The organism is Phaeobacter sp. NW0010-22 (assembly GCF_040365955.1).
Classification (GTDB): Bacteria; Pseudomonadota; Alphaproteobacteria; order Rhodobacterales; family Rhodobacteraceae; genus OMPR01.
This window is the reverse complement of sequence record NZ_BAABWT010000001.1, coordinates 590,408-609,812: the sequence shown is the minus strand read 5'-3', so window position 1 is coordinate 609,812 and position 19,405 is coordinate 590,408. Positions and strand designations below refer to the sequence as shown.

21 protein-coding genes are annotated in these 19,405 nt (G+C 55.2%); 5 read left to right on the top strand and 16 right to left on the bottom strand.

Annotation, left to right across the window (positions count from 1 at the left end):
- The first annotated feature begins 79 nt into the window (after positions 1 to 79).
- From ABWV33_RS02755 to ABWV33_RS02740, 4 genes are all read left to right on the top strand, one after another.
- Complete coding sequence (locus ABWV33_RS02755; protein WP_353329030.1) at positions 80 to 1,963, top strand: SLC13 family permease; 1,884 nt, start codon at positions 80 to 82, stop codon at positions 1,961 to 1,963.
- A gap of 70 nt (positions 1,964 to 2,033) precedes the next feature.
- Positions 2,034 to 3,101, top strand: coding sequence for an AI-2E family transporter (locus ABWV33_RS02750; RefSeq protein WP_164622521.1), 1,068 nt, complete (start codon positions 2,034 to 2,036; stop codon positions 3,099 to 3,101).
- Entirely contained in the window at positions 3,102 to 3,773 is a 672-nt protein-coding gene (locus ABWV33_RS02745) for a P-loop NTPase family protein (protein WP_353329029.1), read from the top strand. It abuts the gene before it with no gap.
- A gap of 66 nt (positions 3,774 to 3,839) precedes the next feature.
- Positions 3,840 to 5,384 carry a Ppx/GppA family phosphatase gene (locus ABWV33_RS02740; protein WP_113822973.1) on the top strand — a complete coding sequence of 515 codons (1,545 nt, stop codon included), beginning with the start codon at positions 3,840 to 3,842 and terminating at the stop codon, positions 5,382 to 5,384.
- Here ABWV33_RS02740 and ABWV33_RS02735 read toward each other — a convergent pair.
- From ABWV33_RS02735 to ABWV33_RS02700, 8 genes are all read right to left on the bottom strand, one after another.
- A complete protein-coding gene (locus ABWV33_RS02735; protein WP_353329028.1) occupies positions 5,381 to 5,767 on the bottom strand; it encodes a hypothetical protein in 387 nt (128 codons plus the stop codon). The two genes, ABWV33_RS02740 and ABWV33_RS02735, sit on opposite strands and share 4 nt — an antisense overlap.
- Before the next feature lie 37 nt (positions 5,768 to 5,804).
- The gene (locus tag ABWV33_RS02730) at positions 5,805 to 6,818 is read right to left on the bottom strand and encodes an endonuclease/exonuclease/phosphatase family protein (RefSeq protein WP_353329027.1); all 1,014 of its coding nucleotides are present in this window, start codon (positions 6,816 to 6,818) and stop codon (positions 5,805 to 5,807) included.
- 3 nt (positions 6,819 to 6,821) lie between these two features.
- Positions 6,822 to 7,502, bottom strand: a complete 681-nt coding sequence (locus ABWV33_RS02725) for a molecular chaperone DjiA (RefSeq protein ID WP_113822970.1) — start codon at positions 7,500 to 7,502, stop codon at positions 6,822 to 6,824.
- A 9-nt stretch (positions 7,503 to 7,511) separates the two neighbouring features.
- Complete coding sequence (locus ABWV33_RS02720; protein ID WP_353329026.1) at positions 7,512 to 8,036, bottom strand: GNAT family N-acetyltransferase; 525 nt, start codon at positions 8,034 to 8,036, stop codon at positions 7,512 to 7,514.
- Positions 8,033 to 8,641, bottom strand: coding sequence for a VOC family protein (locus tag ABWV33_RS02715; protein ID WP_353329025.1), 609 nt, complete (start codon positions 8,639 to 8,641; stop codon positions 8,033 to 8,035). Before ABWV33_RS02715 ends, ABWV33_RS02720 begins: the two co-directional genes overlap by 4 nt.
- A 107-nt stretch (positions 8,642 to 8,748) precedes the next feature.
- Complete coding sequence (locus tag ABWV33_RS02710; RefSeq protein ID WP_353329024.1) at positions 8,749 to 9,234, bottom strand: MAPEG family protein; 486 nt, start codon at positions 9,232 to 9,234, stop codon at positions 8,749 to 8,751.
- Positions 9,235 to 11,361, bottom strand: a complete 2,127-nt coding sequence (scpA, locus tag ABWV33_RS02705) for a methylmalonyl-CoA mutase (RefSeq protein ID WP_121996706.1) — start codon at positions 11,359 to 11,361, stop codon at positions 9,235 to 9,237. It lies immediately after the preceding gene.
- Positions 11,327 to 12,259 (bottom strand): hypothetical protein, encoded by a 933-nt coding sequence (locus ABWV33_RS02700; RefSeq protein WP_353329023.1) that lies wholly within the window; start codon positions 12,257 to 12,259, stop codon positions 11,327 to 11,329. The genes scpA and ABWV33_RS02700 overlap by 35 nt, the downstream gene beginning before the upstream one ends.
- 177 nt (positions 12,260 to 12,436) lie before the next feature.
- Here ABWV33_RS02700 and ABWV33_RS02695 point away from each other — a divergent pair, with 177 nt between their 5' ends.
- Positions 12,437 to 12,883 carry a DUF4174 domain-containing protein gene (locus tag ABWV33_RS02695; RefSeq protein WP_164622529.1) on the top strand — a complete coding sequence of 149 codons (447 nt, stop codon included), beginning with the start codon at positions 12,437 to 12,439 and terminating at the stop codon, positions 12,881 to 12,883.
- 98 nt (positions 12,884 to 12,981) lie between these two features.
- On the opposite strand, the gene ABWV33_RS02690 is transcribed toward ABWV33_RS02695, so the two are convergent.
- The 8 genes from ABWV33_RS02690 to ABWV33_RS02655 all read right to left on the bottom strand — a co-directional run bounded on the left by ABWV33_RS02690 (position 12,982) and on the right by ABWV33_RS02655 (position 19,278).
- Positions 12,982 to 15,027: an ATP-binding protein gene (locus tag ABWV33_RS02690; protein WP_353329022.1), complete on the bottom strand. Its 2,046-nt coding sequence runs from the start codon at positions 15,025 to 15,027 to the stop codon at positions 12,982 to 12,984.
- 126 nt (positions 15,028 to 15,153) lie between these two features.
- Positions 15,154 to 15,357 (bottom strand): hypothetical protein, encoded by a 204-nt coding sequence (locus ABWV33_RS02685; RefSeq protein WP_113822962.1) that lies wholly within the window; start codon positions 15,355 to 15,357, stop codon positions 15,154 to 15,156.
- Between the two features lie 367 nt (positions 15,358 to 15,724).
- Positions 15,725 to 16,072 carry a hypothetical protein gene (locus ABWV33_RS02680; RefSeq protein WP_113822961.1) on the bottom strand — a complete coding sequence of 116 codons (348 nt, stop codon included), beginning with the start codon at positions 16,070 to 16,072 and terminating at the stop codon, positions 15,725 to 15,727.
- 87 nt (positions 16,073 to 16,159) lie between these two features.
- On the bottom strand, positions 16,160 to 16,303 hold the full coding sequence (locus tag ABWV33_RS02675; protein ID WP_162930584.1) for a hypothetical protein: 144 nt from the start codon (positions 16,301 to 16,303) through the stop codon (positions 16,160 to 16,162).
- Between the two features lie 214 nt (positions 16,304 to 16,517).
- A complete protein-coding gene (locus ABWV33_RS02670) occupies positions 16,518 to 17,003 on the bottom strand; it encodes a DUF6497 family protein (RefSeq protein WP_113822960.1) in 486 nt (161 codons plus the stop codon).
- Positions 17,000 to 17,398, bottom strand: a complete 399-nt coding sequence (locus ABWV33_RS02665) for a cupin domain-containing protein (protein WP_353329021.1) — start codon at positions 17,396 to 17,398, stop codon at positions 17,000 to 17,002. Before ABWV33_RS02665 ends, ABWV33_RS02670 begins: the two co-directional genes overlap by 4 nt.
- The gene (locus ABWV33_RS02660) at positions 17,395 to 17,742 is read right to left on the bottom strand and encodes a glycosyltransferase family protein (RefSeq protein WP_353329020.1); all 348 of its coding nucleotides are present in this window, start codon (positions 17,740 to 17,742) and stop codon (positions 17,395 to 17,397) included. The genes ABWV33_RS02665 and ABWV33_RS02660 overlap by 4 nt, the downstream gene beginning before the upstream one ends.
- 3 nt (positions 17,743 to 17,745) lie before the next feature.
- The gene (locus ABWV33_RS02655) at positions 17,746 to 19,278 is read right to left on the bottom strand and encodes an acyl-CoA carboxylase subunit beta (protein ID WP_113822957.1); all 1,533 of its coding nucleotides are present in this window, start codon (positions 19,276 to 19,278) and stop codon (positions 17,746 to 17,748) included.
- Between the last annotated feature and the right edge of the window lie 127 nt (positions 19,279 to 19,405).

Genomic DNA, 19,405 nt, shown 5'->3' with positions numbered 1-19,405 from the left:
AATCTGAAAACTTCATGACAAAAGCCCATTTTTCAGGCTTTATTGTACATGAAAGTCACATTTACCCCCCTGGAGCGAGATGGAGCACATTGCCTTTACCTATGAAATGGCCGTGGTCACCGGATTGTTGTGCTTTACGGTTTTCCTGTTTGTTTCCGAACTGATCCGTATCGATCTCAGCGCCATGTTGGTTCTCGTGCTTATTGGTTTGCTCAGTTACCTTCCCGGGTTGGGCGCGCTCGCTGACGTCAATCACCTGTTCGATGGCTTCGCATCAAATGCCGTGATTTCGATCATTGCGGTCATGATCGTTGGGGCCGGGCTAGATAAAACTGGCCTGATGAACAAGGTGGCGGCGGTCATCCTTAAATATGGCGGGACAACCGAAAGCCGGATCGTGCCGATCATTTCAGGCACTGTCGGAATAATCTCCAGCTTTATGCAGAACGTTGGGGCTGCGGCCCTATTTTTGCCAGTCGTCAGCCGGATTTCATCCCGGTCAGGCATTGCTTTGTCACGCCTGCTGATGCCCATGGGGTTCTGTGCCATTCTAGGGGGCACGCTGACAATGGTGGGGTCTTCGCCTCTCATCCTGCTAAACGACTTGCTGGCAACTGCGAACGAAGGTCTGCCTGCGGATCAGCAGATGGAGCCTTTTGGGTTGTTTTCAGTCGCCCCGATTGGGGCGGTCCTGATCCTGACGGGCGTATTGTACTTTCTCGTATTGGGCCGTTGGGTCCTACCCGCAGCCGAGCCCCGCACCGAGGGAACGACCGCGCAAAGTACCCGGTCCTATCTGAAGCGTGTGTACGGTCTTAAAGCCGAGGTATTTGAAGTCGATGTTCCAGAGGAGAGTGCTTTGGTTGGCCAAATCCTTGCGGATATCAACCTTGAGAATAACCTCTATATCATATCAACGTTTTACCGCGGCAAAGTGTCGATGGTGCAAATTTTAACCGCTGAAATCGCCGCTCCATGCCGGTTGGCAATCATCGGTAAAAGCAAGGTGGTGACCCGGTTTGCTGAAGAGTATGGGTTGACCATTCGCCCAGAGCTCGATGTCTTTGCCGAGGAATTCGCGCCTACAAACGCGGGTATCGCCGAGCTGGTCATCCCCCCCGAAAGCCAATTGATCGGAAAGTGTCCCCGTGAACTGGTTCTCAGAAAAACATACGGGCTCAGCCTTCTGGCGATTCACCGCGGCGAAGACACGCTGAGCCATGTCGAAACAGAGGACCATATCCCGACTGCAATTGGGTTGGTCAAATTCCAACCCGGGGACATGTTGGTCTCTCACACGAAATGGGACAACCTGACTCGATTAAAAAGAGATCCGGATTTTGTCGTCGTGACATCCGACTTCCCGCAAGAAGAGTTGCGGCCGCAAAAAGTGGGCTGGGCCCTGCTCTTCTTTGCACTCTCTCTCAGCCTTATCCTGTTTTCGGACATCCGTCTGTCCTTGTGTCTGATGGTCGGCGCGGTCGGTATGTTGCTGACACGCGTTCTGAGGGTCGACGAAGCCTATCGCGCCGTTGGCTGGAATACGGTTTTCCTGCTCGCCAGCCTTATCCCCCTAGGTCAGGCTGTGCAAAACACAGGCACTGCAGCTTGGATTGCGCAACAAATTCTGGTGGTTCTTGATGGCTGGCCCATTTGGTCCTTACAGGCAGGTATCGCGCTTTTGGCAACCGTGTTCTCGTTGGTGATGTCAAATGTTGGCGCCACGGTTTTGTTGGTGCCGCTAGCGGTCTCAATCGCCAGTGCAGCGGGGGCAAACCCTGCCGTTTTTGCACTGACGGTCGCTATCTCAACCTCGAACAGCTTTATTATTCCCACCCACCAAGTGAATGCTCTCATCATGGGCCCCGCTGGGTATAAGGTCATGGATTTTGTACGCTCCGGCGGAATAATGACGATTTTGTTCCTCATCGTCTCTCTTGCGATGCTTAACGTGGTGTTCTGAAACAGCGACACTTGCATGCAACCCACCCTTGAGCGATGAAGGGGCAAACGTCCTCGCATGTGGAGCACCCATGGCCCTCTCGGCAAAAGATCAGGTTAGATACTGGGGCGTTGTCGCCGCTGTGTTTGTTCTCGTCCTTTGGTTTCTGGGGGACGTCTTGTTGCCCTTTGTCATTGGTGGGGCGATTGCCTATTTCATAGATCCGGTCGCGGACAGATTAGAGCGATGGGGCCTATCCCGCATGGCCGCAACAGCGGTCATTACGGTGGTCTCTGTGTTGATCTTTGTCATCTTAGTTTTGATGGTTGTCCCAGCCTTGATCACGCAGTTAATCGACCTGATTGACGTGTTACCGCAACTGTTCCGCGACCTGCGCACCTTTGTGGATCAGAAATTCCCGTCGTTGCTGGACCGCGAATCAAACACACACCAGATTTTGGTTACGCTGGGGGAAACCCTAAAATCAAAGACGGGTGAGTTACTGCAAACCTTGGTGGGGTCGGTTGGGTCTGCCATCAATATCGTAGTTTTGCTGGTGATTGTCCCGGTTGTGGCCGTCTATCTGCTGCTGGATTGGGACAATATGATCGAGCGGATCGATTTCCTTGTGCCGCGTGACCACTCGCCCGTCATTCGTCAATTGGCGACCGATGTAGATGCAGTGCTGGCCTCATTTGTACGCGGTATGGGTACCGTTTGCCTGATCTTGGGCACCTATTATGCCGTGGCGCTGATGCTGGTCGGGCTGCAATTTGGCCTGATCGTCGGCTTTATCGCTGGTTTGGTCACGTTTATCCCTTACCTCGGTGCACTGATCGGCGGTGCCTTGGCGATCGGTCTGGCCCTGTTCCAATTCTGGGGCGACTGGACATCCATCGGAATTGTGGGCGCGATCTTTGCCTTTGGACAAGTGATCGAAGGGAATTATCTCACCCCGAAACTGGTTGGCAGTTCGGTCGGTTTGCATCCCGTCTGGTTGCTGTTGGCTCTGTCTGTCTTTGGCGCATTGTTTGGCTTTGTTGGCATGCTAATCGCAGTCCCCGTTGCCGCGGCTTTGGGAGTGCTGGCACGGTTCGGAACTGCGCAATACCTGAGCAGTCGGTTGTACCAAGGGATCACGGGACAGGACGCCGAATAAATGGCCGAACAGCTTAGCTTTGATTTGCCGGCCAAAACCGCATTGGGCCGCGAGGACTTCTTTGTGTCCCCGTCCAATGCGTTGGCGGTTGCAATGATCTCGGCCTCTTCCTGGCCGGGGAACAAATTGGTTCTGACGGGCCCTGCGGGGGCTGGCAAAACACATTTGGCACATGTGTGGGCCGGAGAAACCGGTGGGCGCATTCTGAATGCCGCCAATCTGCGATACGAAGATGTACCAGAATTGGCACAAGGGCCAATCGCCATAGAAGACGTTCCTTTTGTCGCTGCGGATCTAGAAATACAGAAATCGTTGTTTCACCTGCATAACCTCACCCTTGCTGAGGGACATACGCTGTTGATGACAGGGCGCCTCGCGCCGCGTTTCTGGGAACTCCCCTTACCGGATTTACAAAGCCGCATCCAAGGCGCGCATCATGTTGCACTTGATCCGCCTGACGATGCGCTGCTCTGTGCGGTTTTGGCTAAGCTGTTTGTGGATCGCCAGCTTTTTCCCAAACCGGATGTGATTTCGTACCTTGTGAAACACATGGACCGGCGTTTTGAGACGGCTGCTCAGGTCGTGGATCGTCTGGACCGTATTGCGCTGACTGAAAGTCGCCCGATAACACGGGCACTGGCCATCAGAGTATTGAACGAAGATGTCGCATGAGACGACAGCGCGATTGACCCAAGCGGACCAATTGCGCATCTTAACTCCAAAAATTCCGGGGATGATATGGACCATTCACCTGCGATAACTGCCCCTGACTGGGGTCCGTTTGGACGGCCTTTGTTCGATGATCCCAGTGCCCGGGCTTTGTCCCGCGTTGGAGTGGTCGATGTCGGATCGAACTCTGTCCGTATGGTTGTGTTCGACGGCGCGGCCCGCTCACCTGCTTATTTCTACAACGAGAAAGTCATGTGCGCGCTCGGGGCTGGATTGTCCGAAACGGGCCGCCTGAACCCAAAAGGTCGGGAACGCGCACTTGCCGCCTTGAATCGGTTCCAACATCTGGCACAGGGTTTGGACATGCCCCCCCTGCACGTGGTCGCGACAGCTGCGGTTCGCGATGCTGAGGATGGCCCTGATTTCTGCGCCGAGGTATTGAAAGAAACCGGCCTGCACATTCAGGTCATCGACGGCAAGGAAGAGGCGCGCCTATCCGCCCAAGGCGTATTGCTGGGCTGGCCGGGCGCCTATGGGTTGATCTGTGACATCGGCGGCTCGTCCATGGAATTGGCTGAAATCCACGACGGTACGGTGGGAAAGCGGGTGACTTCTTCACTTGGCCCGCTCAAATTGCGGGACATCAAAGGCGGACGACGCGGCCTCAAGAACCACATCAAAGAGGTGATGGAGGGGCTCTATCAACAGATGGGGCCACAACCGGATCGCCTGTTCCTCGTTGGGGGCAGCTGGCGCGCGATCGCCCGTATCGACATGGTACGACGCGGCTACCCCCTTAAGGTTCTGCATGAATATCGCATGACCGTGACGGATGTGCGCGAAACGATCAAATTCATCGAACAAAGTGATCTCGACAAACTGCGCAATCGGGCTGGTGTGTCGTCGTCCCGGATGGCGTTGGTGCCCTACGCGATGGATGTTTTGACGCGCCTTGTCCGAACCTTCAAACCCAAAGATATCGCGATTTCCAGCTACGGAATCCGCGAAGGGTTGTTGTACGAACAAATGCCACAAAAGCTGCGCAATCGGGATCCTTTGATCGAATCCTGTTACTGGGCTGAAAACAAGGACGCCCGCCTGCCCGGCTTTGGCAAGCAGCTGTTTGATTTTGTGATGCCTTTGTACAAATCCGCGCCAAAGGCTCAGGTGCGTCTGATAAAAGCCGCGTGTCTGTTGCACGACGTCAGCTGGCGCGCGCACCCTGACTATCGGGCCGAGGTTTGCTTTGATAATGCAACCCGTGCAAATCTGGGCGGACTAAAACACTCTGAACGTGTTTTCCTGGGGCTGGCATTGCAACACAGGTATCGCAACAAACGCGCCGGGAACCGTTTTGAACCCCTATACGAGTTGCTCACCGACAAAGAGCAGAAACAGGCCGAAGTTCTGGGCAAAGCCATGCGTTTGGGCGCGATGTTATGGATGCAAAAAGACACCAAGATGGGCAAACTGCACTGGTATCCCAAAAAGCGTCGCCTTGAGATGATCCTCCCCAAAAGCACCGTACCACTTTACAGCGAAGTGGCTCAGGCGCGGTTTGACTCTTTGGCCAACGCGCTTGATGCCGAACATGAGGTCATTATCAAAGGTTAGATATCTGTTGCACCTGAGGGTGGTTCCTCTTCGGGCGCTGGATCTATCGGAGCCTCTCCCTCGGGCGTAACTTTCTTTCGGATAATAATATCCCCGTTTTCTAGCATTTCAGGCGCATGATAGGCGCTCCAATCCTGAACCTGGCTTGCCATATCGGCTAGTGCCGGTCCCATTTCTTCAAAAAAACTGCGCATGGAAGGGCCGTATTCTTCTGCCAACCCTCGCAGGCTATCCAGAGTTGGCTCCATTTCTTCACGCAGCCCCTTAAAGAACAGTTCAGCACCCTGCTCCATCAAAGACTTATCCGTGTCGGTAGCGTCTTGAGCCGTAACCGGCGCGGCGGCGAGCGTGGCCATGAGGGCCAGAGAAGCAATCTGTTTCATACCCCTCATATATGGATCTCCGTCCCCGGTTCAAAGGTCATATGTCAATTTCCATAGAGACAGGAAAATGATCCGAAGCCGTGAGCAAAGCATCGCGCAATTCAGGAACTTTCCAACATTCAGCATCGTCAAAAGGGTGCCAGATCCGCCAAACGGGGCGTCGCGCCTGCAATCGCGGCGTCACCATGATGTAATCCAACAAGGCCTGCAGATAACGCCCCTCTCCTCGTATCTTGAACCGAGCTGTGGTGGGCACCGCACGTGCGCGCTTTTGAATGGCTTTATCTGCATGTGGGTCGTAGAGCCCTGCATCCAGCAGGATTTCGACCGATGACCGGCCAAAAAGGTGCTCGAACTCATCCAATCCCGGGCCATCGTTCAGATCCCCAAGCAAAATCACGTCTTCTCCGGCGGCTTGATGCTCTTGCACACGTGCGCTCAGCCAAATCGCCTGCGCCAACTGCTTGCGTCGGTTGGCAATCGAAATGCGAATAACCTCGTCCCGGGTCTTAGCTCCATGCGGGGCTTTGGATTTCAAATGCGCCCCGATCAAGCGAAACTGCGTCCCTTTGGCTGTTTGCACGGCCAGTTCCAAAGGGGGTTTGGAAAAGCGTATCAAGTCCTCAGTAGCATCAATATCCAGGTCAATCCGAAACACGCCGTCAAAACGCGGCGGTGTTGTGCTGCCGCGTTTCCCTGTCTCTTCACCTTTGGGATCATGGCTGGCAGTCACCACCTCAGGATCATACAACAGTGCGATTTCTTGATCCGTATCGTTGGCAAACCCAATCAGCGCGCTGCGTGTCCGCAAATTGAAAGTGGCAGCAAATCGTTCCAATGCGTGCACAGTGTTTTGCTTGCGTCCCGTATTAGGGGCCTCAACAATCAGGATCGCGTCCGCGTCGACCGCCGTCAAAACTTTGGCGATCGCTTCGATTTGTTCGACCTTGGTCACATCAAAACGTCCTGACCAGCTGCTATCGCTGATCAGTTGGTCTTCGTTATCGAAAAGATTAGCAAACCATTCCACATTATAGGTCGCCAAACGCATCGCTCAGATCCGTGCGCCGTTGATCTCATCCCAGGCCCGGTTGATGTCGATCATACGCTTTTCAGCCAGTCTGATCGCTTCTTCGGGAACTCCCCGCGCGATCATTGCATCCGGATGGGTTTCGCGGACCAATTGACGCCAGACCTTACGGATTTCAGGCATAGTCATATCCGCCTGAACGCCCAAAACCGTGTACGGATCTGTTGGCGCATCAGGGACGAAGCGCGCCCTGAGCGCCATAAACTGTTGTTCATTCTGTCCAAAGATCCGGCTGACTTCAGATAGGAATTCATTCTCTCCGGGATGGTAGAAACCATCGGCCATAGCAATGTGAAACAGCCCCTCCATCAGATCACACAGGGTTGTTGGATCATCCGAGAACATCTGCTGGATGCTTCGTGCATATTCCTCGTATCCCGCCACATCGGTTCGGGCCATATCAAAGACCCGTGCAGCGCCCGCCTCGTCATCCCGCGCGATCTGAAACACCTCGCGAAACGCCGTTACCTCGTCCCGCGTGACCTGCCCGTCCGCTTTGGCCATTTTCGCCCCCAAAGCGATCACTGCGATAGCAAAAGCAACGGATTTTTCAGGTGGAGTGCGCAGGCGATCAAAGACTTGCGTCAGGCTTTCGCCTTGGGAGAGCGCGCTGAGCGCGTCGCTTATACGGGTCCAGAGTGACATAGACGTATCCTAACTGCACTTTTCAGAAGTGTCAGGTGCGGCTTTTTCTACCTCAATAAGATTTTTCTGCATTAATACAAGATCCAACCACTCCCCCCATTTAAACCCTACTTCTGGCATGCGCCCGACCTCGGTAAACCCAAGCGCGCGATGGAATTGGATGGCTGCCTGATTTGGTGCACTGATGCCTGCGACCAAAATATGAACTCCGCGATCTTGTGCCACTTGTTCCAACTGCATCATCAAGGCCCGCCCCACACCCCGCCCACGCGCCTCTGCGCTCAGCTGGATTGAATGTTCTTGCGTGTGGGAATAGCCCGGCCCGTTGCGGAATGGACCGTAAGTCGCAAACCCAACCACCTGCCCCTGATCATCGGCGACTAGAAAACTAGCGCCGCGTTGCGCAATATCGTCCTCAACAGACGCAGGATCCCGCAGTTTGGTCGTGAAAGTATTTAGGGTGTCTTGAATCATGGCGTTCATGATCAAACAGATCGCATCTGCATCTTTCTGAGTTGCCGGACGGACCCTCATTCCAGCACGCGACGCCCGTGCGGCGTTTCAAATTCAGCACTCATTCCATGCGGGCCAGCTTCGAATGCGATCTTCTGATCCTTTAGGATCGGCGCTACGTCTGCACCCAATGCATTCCCGTCGGGATGGCGGATCGTCAGGCGCAGCAACCGACACCCAGTGGGGGCTAAACTTTCCACCGGCAACCGCCCTTGCCATTCCAGCACCGCCGGATACAGATTTTCATAAGGCAAAAGCCCATCCACCGGCACCGTCATCAGCCACCTGAGATCCCCTCGTTGCATCGCCACCAGTTGACGTGCATGCGGTAACAGCGTCTCAGCCTCTTGTTCCAAAGAAGGCGACCGGAGGATCCAGTTTGTCAGGCGCGCAGGCCCTTTGAAATTGTCCAGATCGAACCATCTGGGTTGATTTTCCGGCACCACGCCGGGTTCAATCGCGATCGCCTCTAGATACAGCCCATCCATCAACCCGATCAAACGATTATGCGTTCCATAGCGCGGGTGCTGTCCGCCGGGTTGCATTGCAACCCCTAGCGCCTGCTCCACATGCGCGACCGCTTCGGACAGGGTCTCACCCGCCACTGCCAAATGATCCAATTGCATGTCAAAGTCTCCTTTGCAGAGTACCCTACTAAGCAGTGGCTCAAGCACAACGGCAAAACGAAGAAAGGATCACTAGGGCACGAAACCACCGTGAAGTGTCACACGCTTTATCCTGCCCAAGCAGCAAACGCCCAAAGCGTCGCTATGAGTGTGGGGTAAAATGTGCCCGCAAACCCCAACCCGCGCAAAGGGGGCGATAGGTGATAGCCGAACCAGAACAACACCCGCATCACTGTAAATGACACCCCAAGGGCGATCACAACTGCGCCGCCAAGCGTCATTGCAACAAAGGGCCAGAGCATCAGCGCCAAAACCAATTGCTCCACTGTATTTGTCAAAACCCGCTGATCCAGCTCCGCGCCAGACCCGGGTTGAAACGGATCGCCGTCGATGATCCCATCATCAAAGAACCGACGCTGGGCCAGCCGTCCAATTACAGCGGCCAAAAAAAGACCCGGCGCGAGAAACGCGCCGGGTAAAGCAAGGGCCGCAGGCAAATAGGGAAGATCCAGCCACATCGGTGTTGCGCAGACAAGAATGCCCCAAAGCGCGCCACCGGCCATGCCGAATAGGATCAGTGCCCGCTTGCCCATTTAGGTCCGCGTTTCGCCGATCAGCTTCAGGATATCCTGTGCTGCTTCGGGTATGTTGGTGCCCGGACCAAAGATCGCCTTAACGCCATTATCGTACAGGAACTGATAATCCTGCTGAGGAATAACCCCACCACAGATCACAATCACATCCTCGGCGCCGGCCTCTTTCAACGCCTGTACCAGTTGCGGTGCCAGCGTTTTGTGACCCGCAGCCTGCGAGCTGATGCCAACAACATGCACATCGTTATCGACCGCGTCTTGCGCAGCTTCGGCTGGGGTTTGGAACAAGGGGCCAACGTCGACGTCAAAGCCGATATCAGCAAAGGCCGTTGCGATGACTTTGGCACCACGGTCATGACCGTCTTGCCCCATCTTCACCACCAACAAACGTGGACGGCGGCCTTCGGTTTCGGCGAACTCTTCGATGCTTTTCTGAATGGCTGCAAAGCCTTCATCGCCTTCATATGCCGCCCCATACACACCGGCCAGAGTTTTAACCTCGGCGCGGTGGCGACCAAATTCGTCTTCCATCGCCATGCTGATTTCTCCTACAGATGCGCGAGCACGTGCAGCTTCGACAGCCCCTTCAAGCAGGTTGCCGCCCTCTTTCGCACGACGCGTCAATTCGGCCAACGCTGCGGTGCAGGCTGCCTCGTCCCGTGTAGCCCGGATATTTTCCAGACGCGCAACTTGGCTTTCACGTACGGCCACGTTGTCCACATCCAAGATATCAATCGGATCTTGCTCGCTGAGACGGTATTTGTTGACGCCAACAACGACTTCTTCGCCGCGGTCGATCATCGCCTGACGCCGGGCTGCTGACTCTTCGATCCGCAGTTTGGGCATCCCCGACGCGACCGCCTTGGTCATGCCGCCCATTTCTTCGACTTCTTCGATCAAAGCCCAAGCTTTGTCGGCCAGCTCAGCCGTTAGGCTTTCAACATAGTAAGACCCAGCAAGTGGATCGACCACATTGGTAATGCCTGTTTCTTCTTGCAGGATCAGCTGCGTGTTACGCGCGATCCGGGCCGAGAAATCCGTTGGTAGGGCAATCGCCTCGTCCAACGCATTCGTGTGCAACGACTGAGTTCCCCCCAGTGCCGCCGACATCGCCTCGTAGGCGGTGCGTACGACGTTGTTGTAAGGGTCTTGTTCCTGCAACGACACGCCAGATGTCTGGCAGTGCGTGCGCAGCATCTTCGAACGATCCGACTTGGCGCCAAATTCAGTCATGATGCGGTGCCACAGCAGACGCGCGGCGCGCAGTTTGGCAGCCTCCATAAAAAAGTTCATGCCAATGGCAAAGAAGAACGACAAACGGCCTGCAAACTTGTCCACGTCCATACCCGCCTCGATCGCTGCACGTACGTATTCACGGCCATCCGCCAGCGTATAGGCAAGTTCCTGTACCAGGTTCGCACCCGCTTCCTGCATGTGATAGCCGGAAATCGAGATCGAGTTGAATTTGGGCATCTCGTTCGAAGTGTATTCGATAATGTCCGAAATGATCCGCATCGAGGGCTCAGGCGGATAAATATAGGTGTTGCGCACCATGAACTCTTTCAGAATGTCATTCTGAATGGTGCCCGCAAGCAGTGCTTTGTCGTGACCTTGCTCTTCGCCCGCGACGATGAAGCTGGCCAAAATCGGCACAACAGCCCCGTTCATGGTCATCGAAACCGAGACCTTGTCCAACGGAATGCCGTCAAACAGGATTTTCATGTCTTCAACGCTGTCGATGGCGACGCCCGCCTTGCCAACATCGCCGACAACGCGCGGGTGATCGGAGTCATACCCCCGGTGGGTTGCCAGATCGAAGGCGACAGAGACCCCTTGCTGACCCGCCGCCAGATTGCGTCGGTAAAAGGCGTTGGATTCCTCGGCCGTGGAGAAACCTGCATACTGACGAATGGTCCACGGGCGTCCCGCGTACATGGTTGCCTTTACACCACGGGTAAACGGCCCCTCGCCCGGGATTGTCCCCATGTGTGGCAAGTCTTTGGTGTCTTCTTCAGTATAGAGCGGCTTGACATCGATCCCTTCCAAAGTGGTCCATGTCAGGTCATCTACCGCACGTCCGCGCAGTTCTTTTTCAGCCAGCGCCCGCCAATCGTCGGTCTTGGTCATTGGGTCTTCCTCTTTGCAATTCTGTCCTTGGCAGGGTTCGCCCCACCGGTTTTTTATCAGGATCCTGTATCAGCTGCGCCAGGCCGTCAGCCCCAGCAGTCAACCACATCAGGTCATCGGCATAGGTTTCGCGCAGATGCGCGGCCTGCGCCGGGGTAAATGGGTTCCAACGCGCATCGCCTGTCGGAAGCAAGGCAGACACGTCAGAGGGCAACAGTTCGCGCAATTCCGGCAACCGGGGCGAAGCATTTTTCCACAGATCACGATGGGTCTGAGGCGCAGATTGCCCGGTCATCGCGCGAAGTTGGCGATCAGGGCTACCCACAAAGTTCTCAAATGGCAGGACCTTCAGCCGGGCATTTGGCAGTGCACAGGCAACGTCTTCGATCACATCACGCCAGCTGCGCCGGGTTTTAGCCACCAGTTCAAGTGTAGCAGAATCAGGAATGCCACGTCCCCGCGACGCCGCGTATCCTAATGCTGAAGCCCAATAATGATCGAGACTGCGCACATTCAGGACCACATCTGTGACATAGCCCTTAAAGGCTTCGCCATAGCGAGATGTCCATTCGCCCGCACCGCCATACAGGCGAAGGTGGCGCACATTGTGCCGGATAGAGCCCAGCATATTCTCGTCGCTCACGATCAAACGCTTTACACCGCGCTGAGTTGAGCGATCCAGATTAATCTGAACCCGCCCATAGGCACGACGCTGCAAATTGCGCCCCAATGCCTGTGACGGTCCCGGGACAATATCACGAAACAAGCCTTTGCGGGTCCGCCACGGCCCCCAAAAACCTGTACCATCCTCGGCCAGTTTATCGGCATTCTTACGCATATAAGTTTGAAAAGTTGTCGTCGCGCATCGATGCGCTCCGATATGCAGAGTAACGTCCATGGGTTCGCCCGTCCGTGCGACCGGGGCTACGTTCTGCAGCCGGTGTATTGGGAATGGAACAACTGTCACGCCAAACCCCTAACGAACCGATTAACGTTAAAGTTTTTGCAGACCCGGTGCATTTCCCGTGTCGCAATCCCTGCAACCGGGTCTATATTCAATACAACAGGAGACCCAATGACCCGCACGCTAGCCTTTGTTTTGTCTTTGCTATTTCCAGTCGCTGGTCTGGCAACTGATGCCACCCAAACGCCAGAACCAGCCTTTGTCCAATCGGCTGGTGAAAGCGATTTGAGCGAATTTTTATGGATTAACAGGCCCGTCGTGGTGTTTGCGGATACGCCAGCAGACCCGCGTTTCCAGCAACAGATCGACTTGTTAACCCAAGGCGAACCCATGATGCGCGATCGCGATGTCGTTGTGCTTACGGACACCGACCCTGCCGCAAAATCACCCTTGCGCCAAAAACTGCGCCCGCGTGGCTTCCAGCTTGTTCTGATCGGCAAGGACGGTGGGGTCAAACTACGCAAGCCGTTCCCCTGGAACGTCCGCGAACTGAGCCGCTCAATTGACAAGTTTCCATTGCGAGAACGCGAAATCCGCGAACGGCGCGAGAACAAATAAGCCCTCGCCCCGCCAGTTTGGCAGCGTGTCCAATAAAATGTCTTGCCGTCTGGCACAGATCCAATCTCCGGTTAGGTTAAATGACCGGGACTACCCGATCATTCGAACTCCATGATGACATCATCAACTGCAAGACTTTCGCCTGCATTTGCATTGATCTTGGACACCACCCCCTTTTTCTCAGCGCGCAGGATGTTTTCCATCTTCATCGCCTCGACCGTGCAAAGGGCCTGACCTTCCTGTACCTCGTCGCCCACTTCGACGTCGACCTTTACGATCAGACCGGGCATCGGGCACAGCAGCAGCTTGGATGTATCAGGCGCAACTTTTTCAGGCATCAAAGCAGCCAATTCAGCCTGCCGAGGCGTGCGCACATGCACGACCAGGTCCGCCCCACGCGACCGCAACCGGAAGCCGCCGGACACTTTACCAACCTTCAGCACCAAGGGACTGCCGTCGACCTCAAGTGTGGCCAGTTGATCCCCGGGCGTCCAAGTCGATGCCACACGATGAGAGCTGCCATCAGCGAACTGAACTGTCGATCCCTCATGATCCGCCGCAATGCTCATTGCAAAATGCTGACCTTGCAAGGATACCACCCATTCGGTGCCAACTTTGCGTTCATGATTGTCCATCCGGCCTGAAACCCGGGTGCGACGAATTTCGGCAACGCGGTGCATTGCTGCTGCCGACGCCGCGATCCGGCGCAGATCCGCTTCTGGCAGTTCTACCCCTTGGAAACCCTCGGGATACTGCTCTTCGATAAAGGCAGTGGTCATGGTTCCATCGATAAAGATCGGGTGATCCATCACGGCGGACAAGAACGGCAAGTTATGGCCGATACCTTCGACCTCAAAGCTGTCCAATGCAGTGCGCATTGCTTCGATTGCTTCGCCACGGGTGGGTGCCCATGTGCAGAGCTTGGCGATCATCGGGTCATAATACATCGAGATTTCGCCGCCTTCATAGACGCCAGTGTCGTTACGAACCGCAGTCTCACCCTGAGGGGCATCCCCTTGCCACTTGTCGTTGACCAGCAATGGGCCAGAGGCCACTTCTGCCGGCGGACGGTAACGTGACAGACGGCCAATCGATGGCAAGAAACCGCGATACGGGTCTTCGGCATACAAACGGTTTTCAATCGCCCAGCCTGTCAAAGTCACGTCGTCCTGCGTGATGCTCAATGGTTCACCATTGGCGACGCGGATCATCTGTTCCACCAGATCAACACCGGTGATCAGTTCGGTCACAGGGTGTTCCACCTGCAAACGGGTGTTCATTTCTAGGAAGTAGAAGTTCTTGTCGCCATCAACGATGAATTCCACAGTACCGGCGCTTGCATAGCCAACCGCCTTGGCCAGAGCGACCGACTGTTCGCCCATCGCTTTGCGCGTGGCTTCGTCCAAGAAAGGCGATGGTGCTTCTTCCACAACTTTTTGATTCCGGCGCTGGATCGAGCATTCGCGCTCACCCAGATAGATGCCGTTGCCGTGGCTATCGCAGAGAACCTGAATTTCAATGTGGCGCGGCTGAGTCACGAATTTTTCGATAAATATCCGATCATCACCGAACGAATTTGCCGCCTCGTTCTTGGACGATTGGAACCCTTCGCGAGCCTCTTGATCGTTCCACGCAATCCGCATGCCCTTACCACCGCCACCGGCCGAGGCTTTGATCATGACTGGATAGCCAACTTGGTTGGAAATCTTTACCGCGTCTTCGGCGTCTTCGATCAGCCCCATGTACCCGGGAACCGTCGAAACACCGGCTTCTTGGGCAATCTTTTTCGAGGTGATCTTGTCCCCCATCTTTTCAATGGCGCCAACTGGGGGGCCTACAAACGCAACGCCCTCAGCGGCCAGCGCTTGGGCGAAGCTCGCGTTTTCGGACAAGAAACCGTACCCGGGGTGCACGGCCTGTGCGCCGGATGAACGGATCGCCTCCATCACTTTGTCGATAACAATATAGGACTGGTTCGCAGGGGGTGGCCCAATGTGTACGGCTTCGTCTGCCATCTGGACATGCAGCGCCTGCTTATCCGCATCGGAATAGATGGCGACGGTCGAAATACCCATTTTGCGCGCGGTCTTGATGACCCGGCAGGCAATCTCGCCGCGGTTGGCGATCAGGATCTTGTTGAACATGCGATGTCCTTTGTCTTGAGGTGTTGAGAACGCAAAACACCGCCCCGAGCCCTTGGGCCCGAAACGGTGAATCGCGCATATATTGTCAGACCCGATGAGGTCTGGATGTTCGTGACGGAGAGCCCGTCAGTTGCAGGTGTTTTGCGTTTCGCAATACAGCAGGTTGGCTGCGGCACCGACAGCCGCGCCAGCGACCGGGTTTCCGTCAACGACAAGGGCCCCCAAGAGCCCCGCCCCGCCGCCATAAAGCGCCTGTTCTGTTTGCGTGTCGCCACATGCGGCCAAGCTGATGCAGACCGCCAAAGCAGCTGAGATTTGTTTTGCTCGCACTGTTCCCATCCTTCTGAGTGATTGGGTTTAAGTGCATTGATATGGAATGGTTGACCCATAGCCCGCAAGCGCGGACGAGACATTGCGTTCCGGTGCGCAGCCCCTCGCCGACCGATCAAGGCGGACCGGCGAAAACTTACGCATTGTCCAAAAAAAGGAACGGGCAGAAGAGTGTGAGGCACATATGTCTGCCCGTTCAAAGAAGGGGAAGGGACGTTTCCGTCAGCCGCCACAAAAGGCAGATTGATTGCGGCGACAAGGGGCACCCTGCCCGACACACAGCCAGCCTCCAAGCCCGCGCTGACGCAGGTTTGGTATTGGGCCGCTTTCTGCCGAATTTGATGAGCCATCCGCAAATTCACGCCGATTAATCCCCAACAATTTCTGGATAAGAACGGCGAGCGATTTTTACATCGATAACAAGCAGTGCTTCGTAACTTGCAGGATCAAACGGGTCCTCGGCCGCGATCACTTCGCGTCCAAAGAACCAACTCAGACGCCCGGCATCAAGATTGCCGCGCTCAAAGGGTTGGTCCCCAAACTGCAACCACAATGCCTCAAAGAAACCGGTATCGGCTCTCCGATCCGGGGGACGACGGTCGCGAAAACGTTCGCGCGATGTCAACGGCGTGACCCCTTTGGGATTGGGGCGGCGAATTGTGAATTGAAAATCTGTTCCGGCAAGACGGCCGGGGAATCCCCGATGCTTTAGCATGGCGCGGCCTCCCGTTTAAGGTGCGCGGGCCAAAGTGCCTGCATCAGGGTGTCCGGGACCCACCTAACGGGGGATCCCGATGCACGATTATTTGTATTTACCGGTGAAAGCCGGCTCAACCGAGATGGGCTCGGGGTCAACGATAACGAATTCTTCTTTCGGTGAATTGTCGCACGCAGCAACGACACCGACGAGGGCGAAGGCTGCAAGGAATTTGATGCTCTTCGACATCTGTATCTCCTGGTTTGTTGTTCGAAACGAACAAGGGTCGTTCCCCCTGTCTGCCTCAATTTCGAAGTTACGGCAGCCCCACGGCCACCGCCCGGGATCATAACCGAAAACCCTGCGGAAATATATCCGACAAGGGGCAGGATCTTTGTCTGTGTCTCCAAAGCCTCAAAACCTCTGTTGGTTGAAGTTCCAGCCGCAACATGTTGTGGCGTCATCAGAACTCCTCCCAGATACAGCGGGCATTTTCCAGCCGATATGCTTCAAAAAACTGCGTTGCTTCGGGATTACTGTCACCAAAGGACACAACCCGGTCCGCCAAAGAGATCACCACCCTGCTGGGCTTGAGATCATGCAGCGTCACATATGGGATCGCCAACGATGCGCACAGATGATCCATATCGATCGCGGCGACATCATATCCGATCTGCCCAACCAAACTGCCAATCCGCGGCGCAACAAACCGAAACCGAACCCAAAGCTCGCCGGGATTTTCATCTAAAAGAACGTCATTCAGATGGATTGTTTGCCCCGAAGGCACCGGCAAAGAGGCCTCAGCCCCTGCTGTAGCAGTGCTCATGATCACAAGACACGACAAAACATATACGCAGCCCCGACCCCGCGCGATGCGAGCTCCTCCTGCCGGGGCTGCTTGCGCTACGCTTGCGGCGCGCGCTGTTCTATTTCGCTTGGCGCGGATCATGGAGCAGTTTCATCCTTCGTGTCAAATTGAGATGGCGAAATAATCTCAATAAGTTCCATATCGTCTGAGTGGCGCACCTCACGGTGCTTGATCCCGGGGGGCTGTAGAACACAGGATCCTGCACGCAGTACCTGTTCGCCCTGTCCTTCGTATTCAAAGACGACCCAACCTTTGGTCACATAGACCATCTGGAACTCCAGATCATGGCTATGCCAAGCCACCGGGCTTTCCATCCCCGGAACCGCCCGGATCACATGCGCGCCAAATTTACCATTGGTGGCATCGTTGACTCCAAGATCACGGTATTCAAAAAACGCCCGTAACCCCTGCCCCACAAATGCCGAGTCATCTGCATGAGAGATTGAGAACGCTTGATTCTTCCATAACTGTCTCATTGCGTTCTCGGCCTCCTTTGAGCGTGTCGCACCCATCGCGCGCGTTTTTCTGGGTTTTCCAACACCGACAAGATCTTTGCACTCAAGGTATCGGGCACCGCACCGTTCACGCGCCCGCCAGCAACGACGTGCAATGTGTCCCCCAGCTGCGTCACAGTCACAACCGGGGAAAAGCCTCGTACTTTTTGAACCGCCCGCCACATATCCTGTCGGATCTGATGCGCAACTTTCGCCGAATCCGCCAAAGGCAGTTCGGTGTGAGCCGTCACATCAAACCGAGGGGGCAGTTGACGACATAACGTCAGACTGCCTTCGGTACGCAAAATATGCCAACGAGCGCTCATGGATCACAACGGAATGTTGTCGTGTTTTTTCCACGGGTTCTTAAGCGACTTGTTCCGCAAGGAAGCAAAAGCTCGTGCCACGCGTTTACGCGTCGACTTGGGCTGGATCACCTCGTCGATAAAGCCCTTTTCAGCCGCCACAAACGGGTTGGCAAAACGGTCTTCGTAATCCTGTGTGTGCTGCGCAATCTTTTCCGCATCCGCCAAATCGGCACGGTGGATGATTTCGGTTGCACCCTTGGCACCCATCACCGCGATTTCAGCAGTTGGCCAAGCGTAGTTGAAATCGCCTCGCAGATGCTTGGACGCCATAACGTCATACGCGCCGCCATAAGCCTTGCGCGTAATCACAGTGACCTTTGGTACGGTCGCTTCGCCATAAGCGAACAACAGCTTTGCACCGTGCTTGATAACGCCGCCGTATTCCTGGCTTGTCCCCGGCAAGAAGCCCGGCACGTCAACCAAGGTCAGGATCGGAATTTCAAAACAGTCACAGAACCGCACAAAACGCGCCGCTTTGCGGCTGGAATCGATATCCAGACACCCGGCCAGAACCATCGGCTGGTTGGCCACGATCCCAACAGTTTGCCCTTCGAGGCGAACAAATCCGGTGATAATGTTTTTGGCGAAGTCTTCTTGGATCTCGTAGAAGTCGCCCTCATCCGCCAATTTGGTGATGAGCTCTTTCATATCATACGGGGTGTTCGGGTTTTCCGGCACCAGCGTGTCAAGCGAGGCCTCGATACGGGATGTTTCGTCAAAGAACGGGCGCACCGGAGGCTTTTCGCGATTGTTCAATGGCAGAAAATCCACCAAACGACGCACTTCGGCCAGGGCCTCGACATCGTTTTCAAAAGCGCCATCCGCAACGCTGGATTTCTTGGTGTGCGTAGACGCCCCGCCCAGTTCCTCAGCGGTCACGACTTCGTTGGTCACGGTCTTGACCACATCGGGGCCGGTGACAAACATGTATGACGTGTCTTTAACCATAAAGATAAAGTCGGTCATCGCTGGTGAATACACTGCACCACCGGCACAGGGGCCCATGATCACACTGATCTGCGGCACTACGCCACTGGCCATAATATTGCGCTGGAACACTTCGGCATAACCCGCGAGCGATGCGACACCTTCCTGAATACGCGCACCACCCGAGTCGTTGATGCCAATCACTGGCGCGCCATTCTGGATCGCCATATCCATGATCTTGCAGATTTTCTGCGCGTGCGTCTCAGACAACGACCCACCAAACACGGTGAAATCCTGCGAGAAGACATAGACCATGCGACCGTTGATCGTGCCCCAGCCCGTGACCACACCGTCACCCGCAGGGCGTTGTTTTTCCATGCCAAAATCGGTGCAACGATGGGCGACGAACATGTCGAACTCTTCGAAGCTGTCCTCATCCAAGAGCAGCTCGATCCGCTCGCGGGCTGTCAGTTTACCGCGCCCGTGCTGCGCATCGATCCGCTTTTGCCCACCACCCAGTCGCGCGGCTTCGCGGCGATCTTCGAGCTCGGAAAGGATGTCCTTCATGACGATTGTCCCCTATTAAATTTTAGCGGACCATATATTCAGTTGACGCGAGGCCAAAGTCTTTTTCGGCAAATTTGCAAATTCAAACAAAGGGCCTCAAAGCTAAATGCAAATCTGCTAATTATCA